This is a genomic window from Streptosporangium carneum, from assembly GCF_027922005.1.
GTDB lineage: Bacteria > Actinomycetota > Actinomycetes > Streptosporangiales > Streptosporangiaceae > Streptosporangium > Streptosporangium carneum.
In genome coordinates this window covers 182,890-203,344 of the sequence record NZ_BSEV01000010.1, presented here as the reverse complement: position 1 = coordinate 203,344, position 20,455 = coordinate 182,890, and the positions used below count along the sequence as shown (strand labels likewise).

Annotated in this window: 17 protein-coding genes; 10 read left to right on the top strand and 7 right to left on the bottom strand. The window is 71.7% G+C overall.

What is annotated here, in order from left to right; all coding sequences use genetic code 11:
- The first annotated feature begins 6 nt into the window (after positions 1-6).
- On the top strand, positions 7-1,368 hold the full coding sequence (locus PKF00_RS22735) for a sensor histidine kinase (protein ID WP_271219626.1): 1,362 nt from the start codon (positions 7-9) through the stop codon (positions 1,366-1,368).
- A gap of 531 nt (positions 1,369-1,899) precedes the next feature.
- Here PKF00_RS22735 and PKF00_RS22730 read toward each other — a convergent pair.
- Together PKF00_RS22730 and PKF00_RS22725 are read right to left on the bottom strand one after the other, a co-directional pair.
- Positions 1,900-2,049, bottom strand: a complete 150-nt coding sequence (locus PKF00_RS22730) for a hypothetical protein (protein WP_271219625.1) — start codon at positions 2,047-2,049, stop codon at positions 1,900-1,902.
- A gap of 634 nt (positions 2,050-2,683) precedes the next feature.
- Positions 2,684-4,630 carry an efflux RND transporter periplasmic adaptor subunit gene (locus tag PKF00_RS22725; protein WP_271219624.1) on the bottom strand — a complete coding sequence of 649 codons (1,947 nt, stop codon included), beginning with the start codon at positions 4,628-4,630 and terminating at the stop codon, positions 2,684-2,686.
- 145 nt (positions 4,631-4,775) lie between these two features.
- Between PKF00_RS22725 and PKF00_RS22720 the strand changes: the two genes are divergently transcribed.
- The 7 genes from PKF00_RS22720 (at position 4,776) to PKF00_RS22690 (ending at position 13,367) form a co-directional block, all read left to right on the top strand.
- A complete protein-coding gene (locus PKF00_RS22720) occupies positions 4,776-5,966 on the top strand; it encodes an efflux RND transporter periplasmic adaptor subunit (RefSeq protein WP_271219623.1) in 1,191 nt (396 codons plus the stop codon).
- Entirely contained in the window at positions 5,963-6,748 is a 786-nt protein-coding gene (locus tag PKF00_RS22715) for an ABC transporter ATP-binding protein (protein ID WP_271219622.1), read from the top strand. Before PKF00_RS22720 ends, PKF00_RS22715 begins: the two co-directional genes overlap by 4 nt.
- Positions 6,745-7,995: an ABC transporter permease gene (locus tag PKF00_RS22710; RefSeq protein ID WP_271219621.1), complete on the top strand. Its 1,251-nt coding sequence runs from the start codon at positions 6,745-6,747 to the stop codon at positions 7,993-7,995. Before PKF00_RS22715 ends, PKF00_RS22710 begins: the two co-directional genes overlap by 4 nt.
- Before the next feature lie 27 nt (positions 7,996-8,022).
- Positions 8,023-8,631: a hypothetical protein gene (locus PKF00_RS22705; protein ID WP_271219620.1), complete on the top strand. Its 609-nt coding sequence runs from the start codon at positions 8,023-8,025 to the stop codon at positions 8,629-8,631.
- 71 nt (positions 8,632-8,702) lie between these two features.
- Positions 8,703-9,401 (top strand): response regulator transcription factor, encoded by a 699-nt coding sequence (locus PKF00_RS22700; RefSeq protein WP_271219619.1) that lies wholly within the window; start codon positions 8,703-8,705, stop codon positions 9,399-9,401.
- A gap of 325 nt (positions 9,402-9,726) precedes the next feature.
- Entirely contained in the window at positions 9,727-11,520 is a 1,794-nt protein-coding gene (locus tag PKF00_RS22695) for a P-loop NTPase family protein (RefSeq protein ID WP_271219618.1), read from the top strand.
- Positions 11,517-13,367 (top strand): GTPase, encoded by a 1,851-nt coding sequence (locus PKF00_RS22690; RefSeq protein WP_271219617.1) that lies wholly within the window; start codon positions 11,517-11,519, stop codon positions 13,365-13,367. The genes PKF00_RS22695 and PKF00_RS22690 overlap by 4 nt, the downstream gene beginning before the upstream one ends.
- Positions 13,368-13,499: 132 nt before the next feature.
- Here PKF00_RS22690 and PKF00_RS22685 read toward each other — a convergent pair whose 3' ends face one another.
- The 3 genes from PKF00_RS22685 to PKF00_RS22675 form a co-directional block, all read right to left on the bottom strand.
- Positions 13,500-14,738 (bottom strand): TolB family protein, encoded by a 1,239-nt coding sequence (locus PKF00_RS22685; RefSeq protein ID WP_271219616.1) that lies wholly within the window; start codon positions 14,736-14,738, stop codon positions 13,500-13,502.
- Positions 14,735-15,235 carry a SigE family RNA polymerase sigma factor gene (locus tag PKF00_RS22680; RefSeq protein WP_271219615.1) on the bottom strand — a complete coding sequence of 167 codons (501 nt, stop codon included), beginning with the start codon at positions 15,233-15,235 and terminating at the stop codon, positions 14,735-14,737. Before PKF00_RS22680 ends, PKF00_RS22685 begins: the two co-directional genes overlap by 4 nt.
- 242 nt (positions 15,236-15,477) lie before the next feature.
- Positions 15,478-16,710, bottom strand: a complete 1,233-nt coding sequence (locus tag PKF00_RS22675) for a TolB-like translocation protein (protein ID WP_271219614.1) — start codon at positions 16,708-16,710, stop codon at positions 15,478-15,480.
- A gap of 366 nt (positions 16,711-17,076) precedes the next feature.
- On the opposite strand from PKF00_RS22675, the gene PKF00_RS22670 reads away from it, so the two are divergent.
- A complete protein-coding gene (locus tag PKF00_RS22670) occupies positions 17,077-17,622 on the top strand; it encodes a hemerythrin domain-containing protein (protein ID WP_271219613.1) in 546 nt (181 codons plus the stop codon).
- Between the two features lie 49 nt (positions 17,623-17,671).
- A complete protein-coding gene (locus PKF00_RS22665) occupies positions 17,672-18,559 on the top strand; it encodes a prenyltransferase/squalene oxidase repeat-containing protein (protein WP_271219612.1) in 888 nt (295 codons plus the stop codon).
- A gap of 128 nt (positions 18,560-18,687) precedes the next feature.
- Here the strand turns inward: PKF00_RS22665 and PKF00_RS22660 are convergent, their stop codons facing one another.
- Together PKF00_RS22660 and PKF00_RS22655 are read right to left on the bottom strand one after the other, a co-directional pair.
- Positions 18,688-19,107, bottom strand: coding sequence for a hypothetical protein (locus PKF00_RS22660; protein WP_271219611.1), 420 nt, complete (start codon positions 19,105-19,107; stop codon positions 18,688-18,690).
- A gap of 304 nt (positions 19,108-19,411) precedes the next feature.
- Positions 19,412-20,224 (bottom strand): aminoglycoside 3'-phosphotransferase, encoded by an 813-nt coding sequence (locus PKF00_RS22655; protein WP_271219610.1) that lies wholly within the window; start codon positions 20,222-20,224, stop codon positions 19,412-19,414.
- Positions 20,225-20,455 lie beyond the last annotated feature (231 nt).

Sequence of the window (20,455 nt, the reverse complement as noted above, 5' to 3'; positions counted from 1 at the left end):
CTCAGGGTGAAACTGATCGCGGTCGTCCTGATCCTGCTGACCATCGCGCTCGCCCTCATCGGCATCGGCAGTGTCTCGATCATGCGGGGTTACCTGATCGACCGGGCCGACAGCCAGGGGCGCATAACCGCGGAAAGCGTGATGCGCCGCCTGCACCGCGGCCCCGCCTCACTGGTCGGCAGGCCGGTTCCCGCGGACACCAGGATCGAGGTCCGCGACGCGCAGGGCGCGACCACCCTCCTGCTCGTCGGCACCGACGTCGAGGGCAGGCCGGGGCCCAGCGTTCCCCCCGGACAGGGGAGATACCCGTTCGAGAGCGGCGAGTGGCGGGTCCACCGCATCCCCCTGGAGAACGGCGGAAGCCTCGTGCTGGCCGTGGACATGGCGGAGGTCCGGCAGATCGTCGGCCAGCTCGCGCTGGTCGAGCTGCTCGGCGGAGGCGGGCTCATGCTGGTGCTCGCCGGGGTGGGCGTGGTGATCATAAGGCGGAGCATGCGTCCGCTCGAGGCGATCGAGCGCACCGCCCAGGCCATCGCCGCCGGAGACCTGAGCCGCCGCGTCCCCGACGCCAACCCGGCCACCGAGGTCGGCAGACTCGGCCAGTCGCTGAACAGCATGCTCACCCAGATCGAGGCCGCCTTCCAGGCCAGGTCGGAGTCGGAGGTCTCGGCCCGCCGTTCCGAGGAGCGCATGCGCAGGTTCGTCGCCGACGCCTCCCACGAGCTCCGCACGCCGCTGACCTCGATCAGGGGCTTCGCCGAGTTCTACCGCCAGGCGCCCGACGTCGACCCCGCGCCGCTGATGCGCAGGGTGGAGTCGGAGGCGGTCCGGATGGGTCTGCTGGTCGACGACCTGCTGATGCTCGCCCGGATGGACCAGCAGCGGCCGATGGCCATGCGCCCGGTCGACCTGCTCGCCATCGCCGCCGACGCCGTCCACGACGCCCGCATCCTCGCCCCCGCCCGCGAGGTCACGCTCTCCGTCGACGGTGCCGCCCTCATCGTCTGCGGCGACGAGGTACGGCTTCGCCAGGTCGTGGGCAACCTGATGACCAACGCGCTCACCCACACCCCGGACGGCACGCCCGTGCGGATGACGCTCTCGGCCCAGGACGGCATGGCCGTCGTCGAGGTGGCCGACGAGGGCCCGGGACTCAGCGCGGAGCAGTGCGAGCGTGTCTTCGAGCGGTTCTACCGCGTCGACTCCTCCCGGGGCCGTCGCACGCCCGAGGACGGCGGCAGCGGTCTGGGCCTGGCCATCGTGGCCGCCATGGTCGAGGCCCACGGCGGCGCCGTCGCCGTCGAGTCGGACCTGGGCAAGGGCTCGACGTTCCGCGTCATGCTCCCCCTCGCCCCCGACTCCAACTGATCCACCCCGACCCCGGCTGGTCCCGTCCTCCAACTCCAGCCAGACTCGTCCTTCCGGCTCCTTCCGGCCCGACTCTTCCGCCCCCGTGTCCAGCCGGACCCATCCCCCGAGTCTGGCTGTCCCGCCCCATGCTCAGCTGGTTCTGTCTCCCGGGTCTGACTGTTCCGCCCGGTGTCCAGCCGGCCCCATCCCCCGAGTCTGACTGATCTGCCCCTGTGTCCAGCCGGATCCATCTTCCGGATCCGTCCGGATCCAGCCCCCGAGGATCCGGACGGTCCGCTGCCGGGTCCGGACGGTCCACTCTCCGGATCCGGCTGCTCCGGGCAGAGGGCCAGGCCGCGACACCCCGGTTGATGTCGCGGCCTGACGTCTCTCCCGGGGTCCGCTCGGACTTCTACCGACGTCCGTTCGGACTCCTGCCGACGTCCGCTCCGGCTTGCCCCCGTTCAGGCACGAAGAGCGGACGTCGGGGTCTCACCCGCTTTCCGCCTGCCGCGACGGTTGACGCCTACAGAGGACTGCGGAGAGCCGTCACTTGGGGAAGTTCCAGCTGTCGGTGTGCGCCGCGACCGGCGGCACGCCGTTTCCGTCCAGGGTCAGGTCGGCATGGGCGATGGCACCGCTGAAGAACACGGCCCCCATGGCGACGACGCCGACCGCGGCGAGCTTGAGCACGCGCAATGTCCTGTCCTTTCGTTGGAGAAGACGTTCTTCGCGGCCTTCGTCCGTGCCGCTCCGGAGACGCGGAAAGGGATTTCCGGAGCGGCACGCACATCCTCGGCCGCTGTCACGCCGACGATTTCCCGGAGAGCGTCGGCCCTCGGTTCGCCTGCTCCGTAAGCGTGTCAGGCAGCGGTGGGAAAGTCGTTGCCGGTTCCTGCACAGTGCTTGCCGATATGCGCACGCCACACGCCGTGCTCTCGTCGGCCTGATCGGACGGTCGGTGCGCGTGCCGCAGCTTCGCCCTGTCGTTCGAGAGTCCGGTGCGCATGCCGTGCTCTCGTTCCGACGGTCGTTGGTGTGGGTCGCGGGTTCGCGTTGTCGGTTGGGGTTTCGGTGTGTGTGCGCTGGTCTTGTTCGGGTGGTTGTTGGTGTGGGTCGCGGGTTCGCGTTGTCGGTTGGGGTTTCGGTGTGCGTGGGCTGGTCTTGTTCGGGTGGTCGCAGGTGGGTGCGCCGTGGTTCCGTTCTCCCGTATCGGCCACCGGGGCCTCTCACCGGACCTGTCGGGGCTTTCCCATCCGGCGCCGGTGCGGCGAGAGGTGACGCGGGCCTGACCGGCGCGGATGTACGGCGGGGGCCCGGGTGGGCCCCCGGGTCACGGGGTTTCTGAGACGCCTCCCGGCCAGCTGCTGTCGGGGAATCCTCCGGCCGTGGCCCCGTTGGGAAGCACGACCCGGTCGTTCTCCGCGAGCCCGGAGGTGATCTCGACGTACCGGTCGCCGCGCACCCCCGTCGTCACCACGCGCTCGCCGCCGTTCTGCACGGTGATCCGGGAGACGCCGTCCTTGGTCCGCACGGCCTGCACCGGGAGGTAGAGGGCCTCTGCGGTCTCGGCCACGGTCACGGTGACCGTGGCGGTCTGGCCGACCATGAGGTCGCCCGGCGTCCTGTCGAACGCGATCGTCACTCCGTACCTCACCAGCTGGCCGCTGTTCGTCGCGGTGGGAGCGATGCGGGTGACCGTGCCGGTGTACTTCTGCCCCTCCCGGGTGGCCAGGGTGATCGTGGCCCGCTGTCCCAGCTTCAGGCTGCCGATGTCCGACTCGGTGAACAGCGCCTCGACCTGGAGCTCGTCGAGGTCTCCGAGGGTGAGGAACGCGCCGGTGCCCACGCTGTCGCCGACGGCGCCCGCCACGGACATCACGGTTCCGTCGGCGGGGGCGACGATCCGCACTCCGGCCAGTTCCTGCCTGGCGTCGGTGAGGTCGGCCTGCGCCCGCTTCACCCGGGCTTCGGCCTGCTCCACGCTGAGCGTTCCCTGTCCGCCTCCCGCCGCGCCGTCCTGCCCGGTCGCTCCCCGGTTCGCGCCCAGCTGCTGCCCGGTGCTCTGCCTGGTTCCCTGCCCGGTGTTCCACACACCGTTCTGTCCGTCGCCCTGCCCGCTGTTCTGCCCGCTGTTCTGCTTGGCGCCCTGCCCGTTGCCCTGCCCGTTGCCCTGTCCGTTGTCCTGGCCGGGGCATGCGGTGGGCCGGGGGCCGGGAGACTGGCTGGCGCCGGGCTTCGCGGTCGGCTTCCCGGTCGTGGTCGGCCTGGCCGACGAGCTGGGCTTCGGGCTCCGGCTCGGCTCGGCCCCCTGGTCCGTCGGCGCGTTCGAGGGGCCGGGCCTCGTGGGCGAGGGCGGGGTCGCGGTGACGGTGACCGTGGCGGTGGCCGTCACGGTGACGGTGACCGTCGGCGCGGGACGGGGCGACTCTCCGCCGGGGTCCGTCCCGTGCCTCGTCCCCGTCGCGGCCGTGGCCGTCGGCGTCTGGGCGGAGGCCGAGGACGGGACCGGAGTGGGAGTCGGCGCCGACTTGACGAGATGTCCCGCGGGCACGACTCCGCCCGCGGGGACCGCCGCCTCGAGCCGCCCGGCCCCGGTGGGAACGGCCCCGGTAGGAGCGACTCCGGTGGGAACGGGGGTGACACCCGGCACGAGGGTCGTGGCCGGCGAGGGGGTACGGCCCTGGCCGGGAGGCCCGGACGGCGTGGCCGTACCGCTCGGGCGGGGAGTGGGGGCGGCGCTCACCGGCGCGGTCGGCGACGCCGTGGGCTCGCACCCCGGGGAGCCCGTCTGACCCCGGTCGCCGTTCTGCCCCTGCGACGGAGCCGCCGACGGGGACAGGGCCGTCGACGGGGACAGGGAAGACGGGGACAGGGAGGGAGAAGCCGAGGGGGACGCCGCCCTCTCCTCGGCCTCGTCCAGCGCCTCCTGCGCCGCCGCGAACTGCGCCTTGGCCGCGGTGTACCGCTCCCGCGCGGGCGCCGAGCCGATGCTGGCGAGCACCTCTCCCTTGTCGACCTTGTCCCCGGCCTTGACGTAGACCTTCCTGACCGTGCCCGCCCCGCCGAAGGCCAGGTCCCTGGTCCTGTCGTCCACGGTGTTGCCCGCGGCGGACACCGCCGAGGTCACCGTTCCGCGTCTGGCGGAGACGAGTTCGACCCCGGGGGCCTGGTCCGAGCCTTCGTCGAGTGTGTAGAAAACGCCCGCGCCCACGAGGACGAGGGCGGCCAGGGCGAGTCCTCCCACACGCACGGGTTTCGGGAGATTGGTCGGTCTCATGGGCGACCATATTGGCGTGCCCGTTTCACTGCCTGCTCACAAACACCTGAAGATTTCCTGTATGTCGTAGTTTCTCAGACGTTTGCAGCAAACACTCAGCAAGAGTTGGGTTTAGCCCAAGTCTGGTACGCCAGGGTCAGGCGCTGTGAAGTTGTCGACCAAGCGCGGAGCGCTGATTGTGAACGGGACCCTGGGGGTCCTGTTGCTGGGCGGCGCGGCAATCGCCTACTCCTCTCTCGGAGGGGGCGCGACCCCCTCCGCCGCGGACGCGGGCGCCGCGACGCGGACCGTCTCGGTGACCCGGAGCACGGTGGTCGCCTCGGTTTCCGCCTCCGGGGCTGTGGAGAGCGCCAGGGCGCGCTCGCTCGGCTTCGGGACGAGCGGCACCGTCGAGAAGGTCTACGTCGCGGTCGGGGACAAGGTCAAGAAGGGGCAGCTCCTGGCCCGGCTGGACGACAGCTCCGCGAGGGAGAGCCTGGACGCCGCGGCCGCCGCTCTCGACACCGCGGACGACGACACCTCGACCGCCGCCGCCTACGCCCAGTACATCACCGCGAGGAACGCCTACCGTGAGGCTCGGCGCGAGGTGGCGGCCACCGTCATCAAGGCCCCGTTCGCCGGCACGGTCACCGCCGTCAACGGCACGGAGGGAGGCTCCTCGAGTTCCTCGGGGGCGTCGAGCGCCACGGCGGGCGGCTCAGGCTCGGGCGGATCCGGGGCAGGCGGCGGGGCGGGCTCCGGCTCCTCCGGAGGAGGTTCGGGCGGTACGGCGGGCGGCTTCGTCGAGATGGCCGACATCGGCAGGCTCCAGCTCGTCGGGAACTTCACCGAGTCCGACATCACCAAGCTCAAGATCGGTCAGACGGCCTCGATCACGTTCGACGCCCTCACCGGCGTCACCGCGTCCGGGAAGGTCACCCAGATCCAGCCGACCGCCTCGACCAGCAACAACGTGGTCCAGTATCCGGTGACGATCTCCTTCACCGAGGTTCCCGACGAGGTCAGACTCGGCCAGACCGCCACGGTAAAGGTCGTCGTGGGACAGGCGGAGAACGTCCTGGCCGTCCCCTCGACCGTGGTCTCGACGGCCGGGGGCCGGAGCACGGTGACCGTCCTGCGGAACGGCGCGCAGACGTCCGCGCAGGTCCAGGTGGGGGTCAAGGGCGACGCGCTCACCGAGATCACCTCCGGGCTCGCAGAGGGAGACCAGGTCGTCCGTCCGGTGAGCACCGGAACCAACCAGCAGACAGGAGGGTTCCCCGGCTTCGGCGGCGGCACGCGTGTCGGCGGCGGCGGAGGCATGGGCGGCCCCGGTGGCGCGGGAGGCGGCCGGTGAGCACCCCCGTCCTGTCCCTCACGGACATCACCAAGACGTACGGCAGGGGAGACGCCCAGGTCCAGGCCCTGCGCGGGGTCTCCCTCACCGTCGAACGGGGCGACTACGTGGCCGTCATGGGCGCCTCGGGCTCGGGCAAGTCCACGCTCATGAACATCCTGGGCTGCCTGGACGTGCCCTCCTCGGGCCGCTACCTCATCGACGGCACCGACGTCGGGACGCTGGACGAGCGCAGGCTCGCCGTACTGCGCAACCGGAAGATCGGGTTCGTCTTCCAGTCGTTCAATCTCATCCCGAGGATGAGCGCGCTCGCCAACGTCGAGCTGCCCATGGCATACGGAGGGGTCGCCCCGCAGGAACGTCGCGCCCGCGCGCTGGCGGCCCTGGAGCAGGTCGGCCTGTCCGACCGGGTCCGCCACGAGCCGAACGAGCTGTCCGGCGGCCAGCAGCAGCGGGTGGCCGTGGCCAGGGCGCTGGTCACCTCGCCCGCCCTCCTGCTCGCCGACGAGCCGACCGGCAACCTCGACACCAAGGCGACCGGCGACGTGCTGGAGATCCTCGACCGGCTGAGCGACTCCGGCCGCACGATCGTGCTCATCACCCACGAGGACGACGTGGCGGCGCACGCCAAACGGGTCATCCGCCTGGTCGACGGACTGATCGTCGAGGACGACCGTCAGGCGCCCGTGGACGGCCCGCCGCCCCGCACGACGCGGACCGTGAGCACGCGGCAGACCGTGAGCACGCCGCAGGCTCCTCAGGTGTCGGAGGCCGCGTCGTGAGCAGGCTGGAGATCCTGCGCTTCGCGCTGCGCGGGCTGGCCGCCAACAAGCTGCGCAGCTTCCTGACCACGTTGGGCATCCTCATCGGGGTCGCCGCGGTGATCCTGCTGGTGGCCTTCGGCGAAGGCGCCTCACAGAGCATCCAGCAGAGCATCCAGCGCCTGGGGGCCAACACCCTCACCGTCTCCGCCTCCTTCTCCGGAGGGGGCTTCGGCGGGCCGGTCGGCGCGAACAGGCAGAGCACGGGGCCGCGCACCCAGGCCAGGCAGCTCACCCTGGAGGACGCGAAGGCGCTCGCCGACCCCGAACAGGTGCCGTCGGCCAAGAGCGTGTCCCCGGTGGTGACGACCTCCTCCGCGACCGCCGTGCGCGACGGCGTCAGCCACACGATCTCCCAGCTCGTCGGCACGTATCCGAGTTACTTCGAGGCGACGAACAAGCCCGTCGGAACCGGCGCCTACTTCGTCAACGACGACGTGCTCGCCGCCAGGAAGGTCATGGTCATCGGGCAGACGGTGGCCGAGGAGTTGTTCGGCTCCACGAACCCGGTCGGTGAGCAGGTCAGCGTCTCCGGGGTGCCGTTCACCGTGGTCGGGGTGCTCAAGGAGTCGGGCTCCGGCCTCGGCGGGCAGGACGCCGACGACGTGGCCATCGTGCCGTTGCCCGCCGTACAGCAGAGCCTGACCGGGTTCGGCGCGCTCGGGTCGATCGTCGTGCAGGCGACGGGAGCCGACACGACCACCTCGGCGCAGGCCGAGGTGACGGCGGTGCTCAACCAGCGGCACGGCATCACCCCGACGGGCGCCGCGGACTACCGGATCCTGAACCAGGCCACCCTGCAGGAGACGGTCAGCTCGACCATCGGCGTCTTCACCGCCCTGCTCGGCGCCGTCGCCGCGATCTCCCTGCTGGTCGGCGGCATCGGCATCACCAACATCATGCTGGTCACCGTCACCGAACGGACCAGGGAGATCGGCATCAGGAAGGCCATCGGCGCGCCGAGGAGCGCGATCCTCGGCCAGTTCCTGCTGGAGGCGACGGTGCTGAGCCTGCTGGGCGGGCTGACAGGGGTCGCGATCGCCTTCGTCGGCACCCGGTTCACGATCGCGGGCATCTCACCCGTGCTCGTGCCGTCCTCCATCGTGCTCGCCCTGGGCGTCTCGGTGGGCATCGGGCTGTTCTTCGGCGGCTATCCGGCGAACCGGGCGGCCAAGCTCAGGCCCATCCAGGCGCTGCGGCACGAATGACCTGTACGACTTACGCGAGGAGAAGACATGGGCGGCAGGGCGGATGAGAAGGCCGGGACGGAGGAACTGCTGGAGACCTCCCCGTTCGCGGGCGACCTGGAGGAGGAGCTGGCGGCGGGGCCGCGACACCGTCCTTCCACGCTCACGCTGGTGCTCGGTGCGGGGGTGACACTCGTGGTGGGCGTGATCCTGGGCATCCAGGCGCAGAAGGCGATGGGCGACCAGGGCGGGACGTCAGGCGCCCCCGCCGCGATGCGGCAGGGCATGGCGGGACCCGGCGGGTACGGCGGTGGCCCCGGTGGCCCCGGGGGTCCCGGGGGCTACGGCGGCTTCGGAGGCAGGCAGCAGGGCGGCCAGGGCAACCAGGGCAACCAGGGCGGTCAGGGAAACGCGGGCGGCATGGGCGGCGTGACCTTCGGCACGGTGCAGCGGGTCGAGGGCGGCAAGGTCTACCTTCAGCGGTCCGACGGGACGGTCGTCACCGTCAACACCACGGGACGGACGACCGTGCGGGTCTCCAGGGAAGGCAAGGTCACCGACCTCAGGTCCGGTGGCACGGTGGTCGTGCAGGGGACCGGCGGCGAGGACGGCTCGATCACCGCGACCACGATCAGCGAGGGGGGCGGTCGACGATGAGGGTCTCCCCTCTCAGGAAACGTTCAGCCGAGGCTGAGCTGTGTTCCAGGGGGGTGAGTAAGCCTCGTGTTGTGCTGGACAGAGTCGAAGCCAGGTTGTTGATCGTTGACGACGAGCCGAACATCCGTGAGCTGCTCTCCGCCAGCCTGCGCAGGTCCGGGTTCGAGGTTGTGACGGCGGCGGACGGCCGGGAGGCCGTGCACTTCGCCGAGCGGATCCGCCCCGACCTCGTCGTGCTGGACGTGATGCTGCCCGACATGGACGGGTTCACGGTCGCCGGACGGTTGCGGGCGCTGGGAGGGCAGATGCCCGTGGTCTTCCTGACCGCGCGCGACGCGACCGACGACAAGGTGGCGGGTCTGCGCCTGGCCGACGACTACGTGACCAAGCCGTTCAGCCTGGAGGAGGTCCTCGCCCGGATCCGGGCCGTGCTGCGCCGTACGAGGGGGGACCTCGACCTTCCGACGCGCCTGAAGGTCGGCGACCTGGAGCTGGACGAGGAGGCGCACCAGGTCTGGCGCTCGGGCAAGCCCGTACGGCTGTCGCCGACCGAGTTCAAGCTGCTGCACTACTTCATGGTCAACACCGGCAGGGTGCTGTCGAAGGCGCAGATCCTGGACCACGTCTGGAACTACGACTTCGGAGGCGACGCCGGGGTCGTCGAGTCCTACGTGTCCTACCTCCGCCGCAAGGTCGACATGGCCGAGCCGCGTCTCATTCACACCCTGCGGGGGGTGGGATATGTCCTACGACCTCCCCATAATGGTTGAATCTTCAGCGGACATTCAGCTTTGCTTCATGTGACCCTGAGCTTCGGGTGTTCCAATGGGCAGCGAATGACCCCCGATCACCCCGCGGCCGCGCGGCGGGTTGGGTTCGCCTCCAGCTGCGGGGGAGACGAGTCCGGCATGACCCCCACGCGAAAACCGGGGTAAAGGCCCCACCGCTCTACCGGGTTCGCCCCCGTGACCCGGTCGAGCGGTGGGGCAAAATCATGTCCGGGTCCTCCATCTGGCCTGAGGGAGCCGAGCCCGCCGCCGCCGCGTCCGCGCCGAAGCATGTCTAGGGGCCTTCCATCAGGGAAGGGTCGCTCCTATGAGCCGGAGCGAGGGTCTGCTGGAGACGCTGCGTGAACTGCGACGCCGCCTCGACCACGACCTGTTCCCCCTGGCGACCGGCGACGCGGAGGCCGGGCGCGGAGCGCTGCGCGAGCTGACCGGTCAGCTCGACGACTACCTGATCCCCCGGCTCAACGCGATCGACGCCCCGCTGCTCGCGGTCGTGGGCGGCTCGACCGGAGCGGGCAAGTCGACCCTGGTGAACTCCGTCGTCGGCGCCGACGTCTCCGAACCGGGCGTGCTGCGGCCCACGACACTGGCTCCCACCCTCGTCACCAGCCAGGCGGACGAGGCGTGGTTCACCGCCCAGCACGTTCTGCCGGGCCTTCCCCGCGTCACGGGCGGCGCGCGCGGTGAGCCCGGCACGCTCCGCGTGGTCACGGTTCCGTCCCTTCCCGCGGGCCTGGCCCTGCTCGACGCACCGGACATCGACTCGGTCGTCGCCGCCAACCGCGAACTGGCGGCCCAGCTGCTCGCCGCCGCCGACCTCTGGCTGTTCACCACGACCGCCGCCCGCTACGCGGACGAGGTGCCGTGGGGCTTCCTGCGCGCGGCCAGGGAGCGGAGCACCGCGCTCGCGGTCATCCTGTCGCGGGTCCCTCCCGAAGCCCTGGGCGTGGTCCAGAAGGACCTGGCCAGGCTGCTCGAGGCCAACGGGCTGGGCGGCACACGCCTGTTCGAGGTGCCGGAACTGGTGCTGCCGGAGGAGAACGCCCGCCTGCCGCGCCATGCGGTCCAGGACGTCACCGACTGGCTGACCGGCATCGCGGCCGACTCCAGGGCCCGCGCCGACGTGGTGCGTCAGACCCTGTCCGGAGCCCTGGAGAGCCTCGCGGTGCGGGTCCCCGCCCTCGCCGACGCCGTGGACCGCCAGCGCGCGGCGGCCGAGGATCTCCGCTCGATGACGGGTGCGGCGTACGCCTCCGGCCTGTCCGCCTTCGACGAGGGGATGCTGGACGGCTCGCTGCTGCGCGGCGAGGTGCTGGCCCGCTGGCAGGACTTCATCGGCACCGGCGACCTGATGCGCTCCCTGGAGAACCGGGTCGGCCGGTTCAGGGACCGCCTGGTGGCGCTGTTCACCGGGCGGCCCGCGCCGGAGAACGAGCTGCGGGTCGCGCTGGAGAGCGGGGTCGAGGCGCTGATCAGGGCTTCCGCGGACACCGCGGCCGAACGCGTGCTGGAGTCGTGGTCGTCGCATCCGTCGGGACGCGCCCTGCTCGAGGAGGCCGGGGTCGCGGCGGCCGGGCGTCTCGGCAGATCCTCCGCCGACCTTCCCGCGAAGGCGGAGGCGGTGGTCAGGGGCTGGCAGGGATACGTGCTCGACCTGGTCCGCGAGGAGGGCGCCGACAAGCGGAGCGTGGCCAGGTTCACCTCCTACGGCGTCAACGGCGCGGGACTGCTGCTGATGCTCGCGGTGTTCGCCTCGACCGGCGGCCTGACCGGGATCGAGGTCGGCATCGCCGGGGGAACCAGCGTGCTGAGCCAGAAACTCCTCGAGGCCGTCTTCGGCGACCAGGCGGTGCGCACCCTCACCGTCAAGGCCCGCGTCGACCTGCGAGCCCGCGTCGCCGCCCTGCTCGGCACGGAGGCCGCCCGTTTCACCGGCCTTCTCGACGCCGTCGAGCCTCCGCGGGACACCGGTTCCGCGCTGCGCGCCGTCGGGCGGGCCGTACAGGATCACCGCGGTGAACTTCCGCCCTCGGGCGGCCAGGCGGCGCTGACCTCCGCCACGGACTCCCGTGCGGACGACCGTGAGGCGGGTGAGCGGTGAAGCTGCTGCGACGCAAGAGCTCCGTCTCCCTGGACGACCGCCTTGAGGGACTGGCCCAGGCCGCCGACCTGGCCGAGGGACGGCTGGCGGCGGACGCGGTCGCCGGGGCCCGCTCCGTGGTCTCCCGCGCCGGGGCACGGCGGAGTCTGTCGATCGACCACACCGTGGTCGCGCTGGCCGGAGCCACGGGCAGCGGCAAGTCGTCGCTGTTCAACCTGCTGTCGGGCACCTCCCTGGCCAAGGTCGGAGTGACCCGTCCGACCACCTCGACGGCGCAGGCCGCGCTCTGGGAGGGAGAGGGGGCGGGACCGCTGCTCGACTGGCTGGAGATCCCCCGCCGCCACGAGGTGGCGCACGGCGAGGACGAGGCGGCCGGGCTGATCCTGCTCGACCTGCCCGACCACGACTCGATCGAGACCGTGCACCGGTTGGAGGTCGACCGGCTGGTCCAGCTGGTCGACCTGCTGGTGTGGGTGCTCGACCCGCAGAAGTACGCCGACGCGGCCGTCCACGACCGGTACCTGCGCCCGCTGGCCCGGCACCGGGACGTCATGGTCGTCGTGCTCAACCAGGTCGACCGGCTCACCCAGGGCGCGGCGGAACGGTGCCTGAAGGACCTGCGGCGGCTGCTCGACGAGGACGGCCTGGCGGGGGTGCCGCTGGTCGGGGTCTCCACACGTACCGGGGCGGGCATGCCCGAGCTGGGCTCCCTGCTCGCCTCCAGGGTCGCCGACCGGAGGTCGTGGGCCGTCCGGCTCGGCGCCGACGTCGGCACGGCCGCGGACGCGCTGGCGGTGTCCTCGTCCGCCTCCACCGCGCCCCTGTCCGCCTCCGGCACGCCCCTGTCCGTCTTCACCGCGCCCTCGTCCGCCTCCGGCACGGCCCTGCCCGCCTCCGCCGCGCCCCCGGCCATGGCCGAGGTCGTCCCTCAAGGCTCGCCCCAGGCCGTGTCCCAGGCCGTTCTCCACGGCTCGCCCCCGGCCGTGCCCAAGGTCGTCCCTCAGGTCGCGCCCCCGGTTCTCCCCGACACGCCCGCGGTGTCCGTGGATCGGCTGGCCGGGCCGCTGACCGCCGCGCTGTCCGAGGCCGCGGGCGTGCCGGTCGTCGTGAGGGCCGTGGCCAAGGCGCACCGGCACCGCTCGGTCGCCGCGACCGGCTGGCCGCCGACCCGGTGGATCCGCCGGTTCCGTCCCGACCCGCTGCGCCGCCTGCGCCTCTCCGTCCCCCAGAACTCGGCCCAGGAGTTCGGCCAGGACTCCGCAGGGCCCGTGGGCCGGACCTCGATGCCCGTCACGACCGCCGTCCAGCGTTCCCGGATGGACACCGCGATCCGGGAGGCCGCGAGCGCCGCCTCCGACGGGCTGCCCGAACCGTGGGCGGCGGCCGTACGGCGGGCCGCCAGGTCACGGGGGGACGAGTTGGAGGACGGCCTCGACCGGGCGGTGGCCGGCACCTCGCTCGGGGCGTCCAGGCGGCCTGTGTGGTGGCGGGCGGCCGGGCTGGCCCAGTGGCTGGCGCTCGCGGCCGTGCTGGCGGGCGGCCTGTGGCTGCTCGGCCTGCTGGGCATGGACTACCTCAGGCTGCCGCAGCCGTACCTGCCGACGGCGGGTGAGCTGCCCTGGCCCACACTGCTGCTGGTCGGCGGCGTCCTCCTCGGCCTGGTGATCGCCCTCCTGTCCCGGGGGGCCGCCTGGCTCGGCGGACGCCGCCGAGCCCGCAAGGCCGCCAGGGCGCTTCAGGTCAACGTGCACCAGGTCGCCCGCAGGCTCGTGCTGGAACCCGTCGAGGAGGAACTGTCCCGCTACGACCGCTTCACCAAGGCGATCGCCCTGGCCAGGGACGCCTGACCCCTTCACACGTCCACCCTTCGACGCGGGCAGGTCGTACCGGTTGAGGGAGACGGTCGTCTGGCGTCCGTGTCGTACGGCGAGGACCACCCTTCGTCCCGTGTGCGGAGGACGGGCAGGCGGCCTTCCCGCTCACGGGATCTTCGTGAGGTTGATGATCACGTATTCGCCCTTGCGCGGGTAGGCCAGCAGGCGGCCGTTGCCGAGACCGGGTTCCAGGCTGATCGGCGGGCCGTCGATGTCGAAGGGAAGGCCCAGGTCTCCGGACTTACCGGTGACCAGGTCGTAGAGCACCTGGCCGCGCCGCGGGCCGGGCGTCTCGAAGGTGTGGAAGCGGTCGGCGGCCAACCCCATCGGCACGGAACCGGGCAGGTCGCCCTCCTGCGAGCCGTCGCGCAGCCGGTGGAAGAGCGTGCCGTCGGCCCGCCCGCCCGCGCACTCCTTCACGCCGCACCGCACGCGCCGCTCACCCGGACGGACGACCGCCCTGCTCGTCTCGCCGGTGTCGACGTTGAGCAGCCTCTCGTAGTTCTCCGGCAGGTTCTGTACGGACTCGGTGAGAACGCCCACCCAGGGCCACCGTACGACGCGGTGCCGCTCGGTGCCCTTGACCTGCTTCAGGGCTCCGCCTTCGAGGGGAACGGTGAAGACGCCTTTCCCTTCGGCTTCGCTGAAGACCAGCCTGTCCCCGACGACGGCGAGTTCGTTGTCGACCGCCAGGACCCGGCGGTCCGTGGTGATGGTCTCGGGTTCTCCACCGGTGACCGGCACCGACCGGAACCGCGTGGCCCAGCCCTTGTCGGATGAGTCGTTCTCCTGCCAGACGATCCGCCCGTCGCCCACCGCGTAGGCGAAGGGGAACACGTCCGGCCCGCCGATGTCGGCGATCTTCCGGGTCCGGCCGCTGTCCAGCTCGTAGGAGTAGAGCGCGTCGGCCTTGCCGGGCCTCTCCCACGTCTCCAGCAGCAGCGTGCGGTCGTCGATGAAGGTCTTCGGCCGGAACGCGCGTCCGTCGGGCAGCTTGGCCGGGATCTTCCAGACCGCCTGCGGCCAGACCTTCTCCACGGGGTCGGGCCCTTCGGACGCCTGCCCGCCGGAGGGGGACGGCGTCGAGGTCAGGATCTCGACGCTCGGCGTCTGGGCCGGGCTGAGGGTTCCCGAGGCGGGGACGCCTCCGGAACCGTGCGCCGCCACCCCGACGCCGCCCGCGACCGCGACCACGGCGACGGCCGCGACCAGGGCCTGGGCGCGTGCCCTGCGCCGCCGGGAGTGGGCCATGACCTGTGCGGGCAGGCCGTTCGGCGCCTGCGGGGCGCGTTCCGACGCGTGCCCGAGGGCACTGCGGAGGTGGTCTTCGAGGTCGTCGCTCACTGGGTCCTCCTGTTGGCGGCTGTGGGATGCGGTAGGACGGAGCGGAGTTTGCCCAGGCCGAGGGAGGCGTGGCTGCGGACGGTTCCCCGGGAGATGTTCAGGACCTTCGCTATCTCCGTGTCGGTCAGCTGCTCGTAGTAGCGCAGCACGAGCACGGCCCGCTGCTTGCGCGGCAGCCCTTCGAGCGCCTCCCAGAGACCCTGCTCGGCGTCCGAGGGAAACGAGTCCAGGCTCGCCTCCTCGGGAAGGTCCCAGTCGAGCCGCTCGCGGCGGCGCAGCCGCCAGACGCTGACGTGCAGCCGCGCCATGATCACCCTGGTGTAGCTCTCGGGGTCGTGCTTGCGGCGAACCCGCGACCAGGCGCGGTGCAGCCGGATCAGCGCCTCCTGGGTGAGGTCGGCCGCGTCGTGGGGATTGCCGCTGAGCACGTAGCCGTAACGCAGAAGCGCGTCGGCCCGTTCAGCGACGAAGTCCGCGAAGCGGGGATCGTCGTCCAATTACCTTCGCCTTTCCGAGTCCGTCACATCCCAGACGGACTCGGAGGCGAAAGTGTTGAATCACGGGACGGCGGAGTTCGCCCGGTCGCGAGACCACGACGGGGACCGTCACCCGCGAAGCCGGGACGGCCGCCGACGCCCCGGCCGGCGACGTGGAAGCACCGAACGTCTCCGCCGTCTCCGCTCCGGGGTCGGCCACAGGGGTGCGGGCGTCGACGCGCGCCCGCCGCGGGGAGCTCCTCTCACCTGACCTTCGTGAGATCGACGATCACGTACGCGCGGCCAAGGGGGTAGTACATCAGACGGCCGTCGCCGAAGCCCAGCCGTATGCTGCTCGTCCGGTCTCCCGCGGCCTGACGCATCCCCAGGTCGGCGGTCCTGTCGGTGACCTCGTCGAGCAGGAACGCGCGGCCCCCGTCGCCCACCATGAGGCGGAAGCGGTCGGCGGCCAGTCCCATCACCAGGGAGTCGGGCAGGTCGCCCGGCCCCGGCGGATCGTGCCGCCATGGAGACACGACCCTGCCGGCCACGCTGTGGCATTTCCCCCATTCGCACTTGTAAGCCGTACGCGTGCTCACCAGTTCCTTCCGGTCGGTCTCGACGTTGAGCAGCACCTCCTGCACCGGAACTCCAGGCCCCGCGTCGTCGCTGAAGGACGTGACGGCCCAGGGCCAGCGCAGGAGATGGTAGGGGTGCTTCTCCGTGCCCGGGACCGGTGTCACGGTCCCGCCGCCGAGGGGAACCGTGAAGACGCCGCCTTCGAGGAGGGAGAAGGCCAGTCTGTCGCCGACGACTGCGAGCTGCCCGTCGCCTCCCCCGACCGGACGGTTCGTGCCGACGGCCTCCGGCGTCCCGCCCAGGACCGGAACCGTCCAGAGCCTCGTGACCTCGTGGCGGCCTTTCCCGTGGATCGTCTGCCAGAAGATCCGCCCGCCGCCCGACGCGTAGCCGGAGGGGGAGGCCCCGCCCGGCGCGCGGATCTCAGCGATCTCACGGCTCCGGCCGCTGCCCAGGTCGTAGGCGTGGAGCGCCTCGGCCTTCCCCGATCCCTCCAGCGCCTCCACCAGGAGCGTCCGGTCGTCGATGAACAACCGTGGGCGCAGCCTCCGTCCGTCCGGCAGGACGGTCGGCATCTCCCACACCGCCTGCGGCCAGAGCCGCTTGATGGGGACGGGCGCGCCGGAGGCGGAAGACGCCTCATCCGGAGGCTCGGTGTTCGGCGGCTGTGCCCGGTTCGCCGGCGGGGAGGTCGAGCTCGCCGGTGGGGAGGCGAAGTGTTCCTGGAGGCGGAGCGCCACGATCCCCGCTCCGCCTCCGATCACCATGACGACGGCCGTGACCAGGGTCAGCGCGCGGCTTCTGGGCCGTTCCGGGTGTGCCGAGCTCCGCGCCGCGGGGTCGTCCCGCGTCTCCCGCGCGGGCTGCGGAGCCTGTCCGGGAGCGTCGCGCGGGCGGTCTTCGAGGTCGTCGCTCATTGACGCTTCCGTTCTTGGTCGCGGTGCGGGACATGATGCGACGCGGTGTCCGCCCAGGCCGACGGGCACGCGCCACACCCACTGCTCGATCTTGAAGGACGATACGGCCGAACGCGCTTTTCCAGGAAGCTTTCCGGCAATCCTCGAAGTCTCCGGTGAGCCGTTCGCGACGACGCCCGATCCAGAGGGGCACATCGTCGGCGGCGGTCGGCGGGCGGTGGAACGTCCGGTCGGCCTGCTTCCGGCGTCCTCGCGCGACTCAGCTTGACGGGCGATCCGAAGGATGATGAAATCCCGCCTCAGCGTCGCGGTGCACCCGGCAAAGAGATCGCCGTGGGCATGGAGGCGCCGAATCATGGGACGACCATGGAAACACCCACAGAGCCGGGCGGCCGCCTCGCGGCGTTCGGCAACCAGTTGATCGAAGTGCACCTCTGGCTCCGTGAGGAGCTGGCCCGGCTCCGCGAGGACGTCGACGCCTTCCTCGATGGGCACGATGGGCGGCCACGAGAGCTGCGGGCACACTGCCTGGCCTTCTGCTCGGCGCTGACCCGGCACCACACCGGCGAGGACGCCGGGGCCTTCCCCGTCCTGGCGGAGCGCTATCCCGAACTGCGCCCGGTGATCGAGGAGCTGGTGCACGACCACCAGACGGTGACCGGGATCCTGCGCAGCCTGGAGGACCTGCTCGACGGCCTCGAGGCGGGTCCGGGTCCCGCCGAGGCGCGACGTGTGCGAGCCGAGCTGGACGGCCTGACCGCCCTGCTGGAGTCACACTTCGTCTACGAGGAGAAGAAGATCGTCGACGCCCTCAACGCGCTGAGCACCCCGACCCGGGACGACTCGGGAGCCGACCTTCCCTTGCCCGCCTGGTTCGAGTCCGTCGTCGTGGGGCCCGATCGCGCGGGGTGAGACCGATTCCTGCAAGACCACGCGCGTACGGCAGGCGCACGATGGACCTATGAACGTCGACCTTTCCGCGGCGGCCTCCTTCCTGGCCACCCACGCGCGTGTCCTGGACCGTCGCCGCTTCCAGCTGCTGACGGGCGAGAGCGATCCCACCGCCGCGTTGGCCGCGCTCGACGGCTATCGCAACCCCGACGGCGGTTACGGCTGGGGGCTGGAACCCGATCTGCGCTCGCCGGAGAGCCAGCCCGGCGCCGCGCTGCACGCCTTCGAGGTGTTCGAGGACGTCTCCCCGGCCACCGCCGCGCGGGCCGTCGAGCTGTGCGACTGGCTGGAGTCGGTCTCCCTGCCCGACGGGGGCCTGCCCTTCGCGCTGCCCCTCACCGTCCGTGCGGGCACCGCCCCCTGGTGGGCGGAGGCAGACCTCACGGCCTCCTCGTTGCAGATCACCGCCGTGACCGCGGCCGCCGCGCACCGCGTGGCCGCGCACGATCCGGCCGTCGCCGCCCACCCCTGGCTCGCGCGGGCCACCCGCTACTGCCTGGCCGCCGTCGAGGCGATCGAGAAGACGCCCCACGCGTACGTGCTCGCCTTCGCCGTACGGTTCCTGGACGCCGTGCACGACACCCACCCCGAGGCGCCCGATCTCCTGCGGCGTCTGGGCGGGCACATCCCCGCCGACGGCCTGATGCACGTCGAGGGCGGAACCGAGGAGGAGATGCTCCGCCCGCTGGACTTCGCCCCGTTCCCCGACCGCCCGGCCCGGTCCCTGTTCACCGAGGAGGCGATCACCGCCGACCTGGACCGCCTGGCCGGGCTGCAGGAGGACGACGGCGGATGGACCGTCGACTACGCCAGGATCTCACCCGCGGGCGTTCTCGACTGGCGGGGCCACGCCACCGTGCGCGCCGTCGACGTCCTGCGGCGCAACGCCAGGATCTGACGGGCGGCAGAGCTGTTCCGCCGGACTCGCAGGTGGTAGAGCTGTTCCGCCGGACTCGCAGGTGGTAGAGCTGTTCCGCCGGACTCGCAGGTGGCCCGGGAGAGCCGGGCCCGCGAACGTCGGGACGGTCAGCCGCCCTGGGTGTAGACGGTCTTCCAACGGGAGCACCGTCCGGTCGGCCGGGTGGCGGTGCCCCGGCAGGCCCTCACCTTGATCGTCAGGACCGCGCCGTAGTCCTTGCGGAAGGTTCCCTTGCCCGGGACGCAGTTGTAGTAGGACGCCGTGCTCACCTTCCCGCGAGCGCTCAGGGCGCGGACCTGAGCCCACGAGCAGCCAGAGCCCAGGGTGTCCTCCAGCGAGCCGTACACCACGAAACCCGACTGGGCGAGGGCGACCTTGCCCCTGGCCTCGGCGTGCCCGTCGGTCGAGTAGACCGGACCCCACTTCCAGATGGAGGGCACGGCCGCGGCGGAGGCGGCGGCCGAGCCGCCGAAGGTGAGCGCGGCGACGGTGGTCAGGCCGAGCAGGACGCGGATGCCGGTACGCATGGGGAAAAACTCCAGACAGCTAAGCGTTCGTGACAGATCAATAGATATGCCGCCGCGCTTGCAGAACACTTGGAGCTCACCGGTCGCCCGTCCGAGGCGAGTCGTGACAGCAGGGGCGTCGGCCGTACGGATGACGCCCTTTCTCGGCTCGATCACCAGCGCACCCGCGTGCACCGACCACCTGCATCGTCCCGGCCTCAGATCGGAAGGTCTCAAGCATGCCATGCCGGGACGCCTCGGACCCCTTATTCGATCATGAACAGCGGAAGTCGGATGTGGAACCCGCAAGGCCGGGCGTAAGCGGCTAGCACATGTCCCAGAGCAGGCGGTAATAGGCGATGCGCTCCGGGTCCGGGGTGATCCCGTACGCGTCGTACACGACGCCGTCGTACCCCGGGCCGTAGTTCCACTCCGTGCTCCAGGCCGCGACCGCGAGGTCGGCCCACCGGTCGGCCACCCCGAGCGAACCGAGGTCGACATGCGCGGAGAACGTGCCGTCGTCGTGCAGCAGGGTGTTGGGGACGCACGTGTCCCCGTGACAGACGACGAGGCGGTCGATCGCGGGCGGCTCGCCGATGCGTGCCCGGGCCTCGGCGAGTTCGAGGTGGCGGTGCTCGGGGAACCAGCCGGCGGGCCCTGCGCCGTCGGCGATGCGCTCGTCGGCGCGCGCGAGCCGCCGATCGACGCTCCACTCGAACGGGCACTCGTCCACGGGCAGGGCGTCGTGGAGCAGGCGCAGTCCTCGGCCGATCGCGGCCGCCGCGGTCGCCGGGTCGGCGACCCACCGAGGGTCCACCGCCGAGCGGCCGGGGACCGCTTCTGTGACCAGCCACGCGCCGTCGGCGTCCGTACCGTGCTCGATGACTCGCGGGACGGTCACCCATCGCCGTGCCCAGGCCAGGCGCTCGGCTTCGGCGGCGAGGTCGATCTCCGGGGTGCCGACGGCGACCCATTTGGCGTACCTGGTGGTGTCGCGCCCGTCCTCAAGGCGGAAGGTGAGGCCGCCGAGCTCGTTGCGCCACACCGGAGTGACGGTGTCGCCGTCGGCGAGCGCCGTGACGACGTCGGGGACGGTCACAGGACCGGTCGGGATCTCGGAGAAGACGGCGCGGCTCATGGGGCGTGATCCTGCCAGAAGGCGTGTTGGCGGCAAACGGGTTTTCGAGGTGAAGAGGCCCTGTTCGTGAGCATGTGTCGACAGCCTCGGCGCGTCCTTGAGGGAAGGCGGCCACCGCCGTGGTGGCCGGATGTCGCTACAGGCGGCTTCGGCCGAGCGGATGTCGGAACAGTCGTCGGCGGGGTCGCTGAGGTGTGGGCGGACGAATCAGGCGAGGTGTCCGTCCTGCGG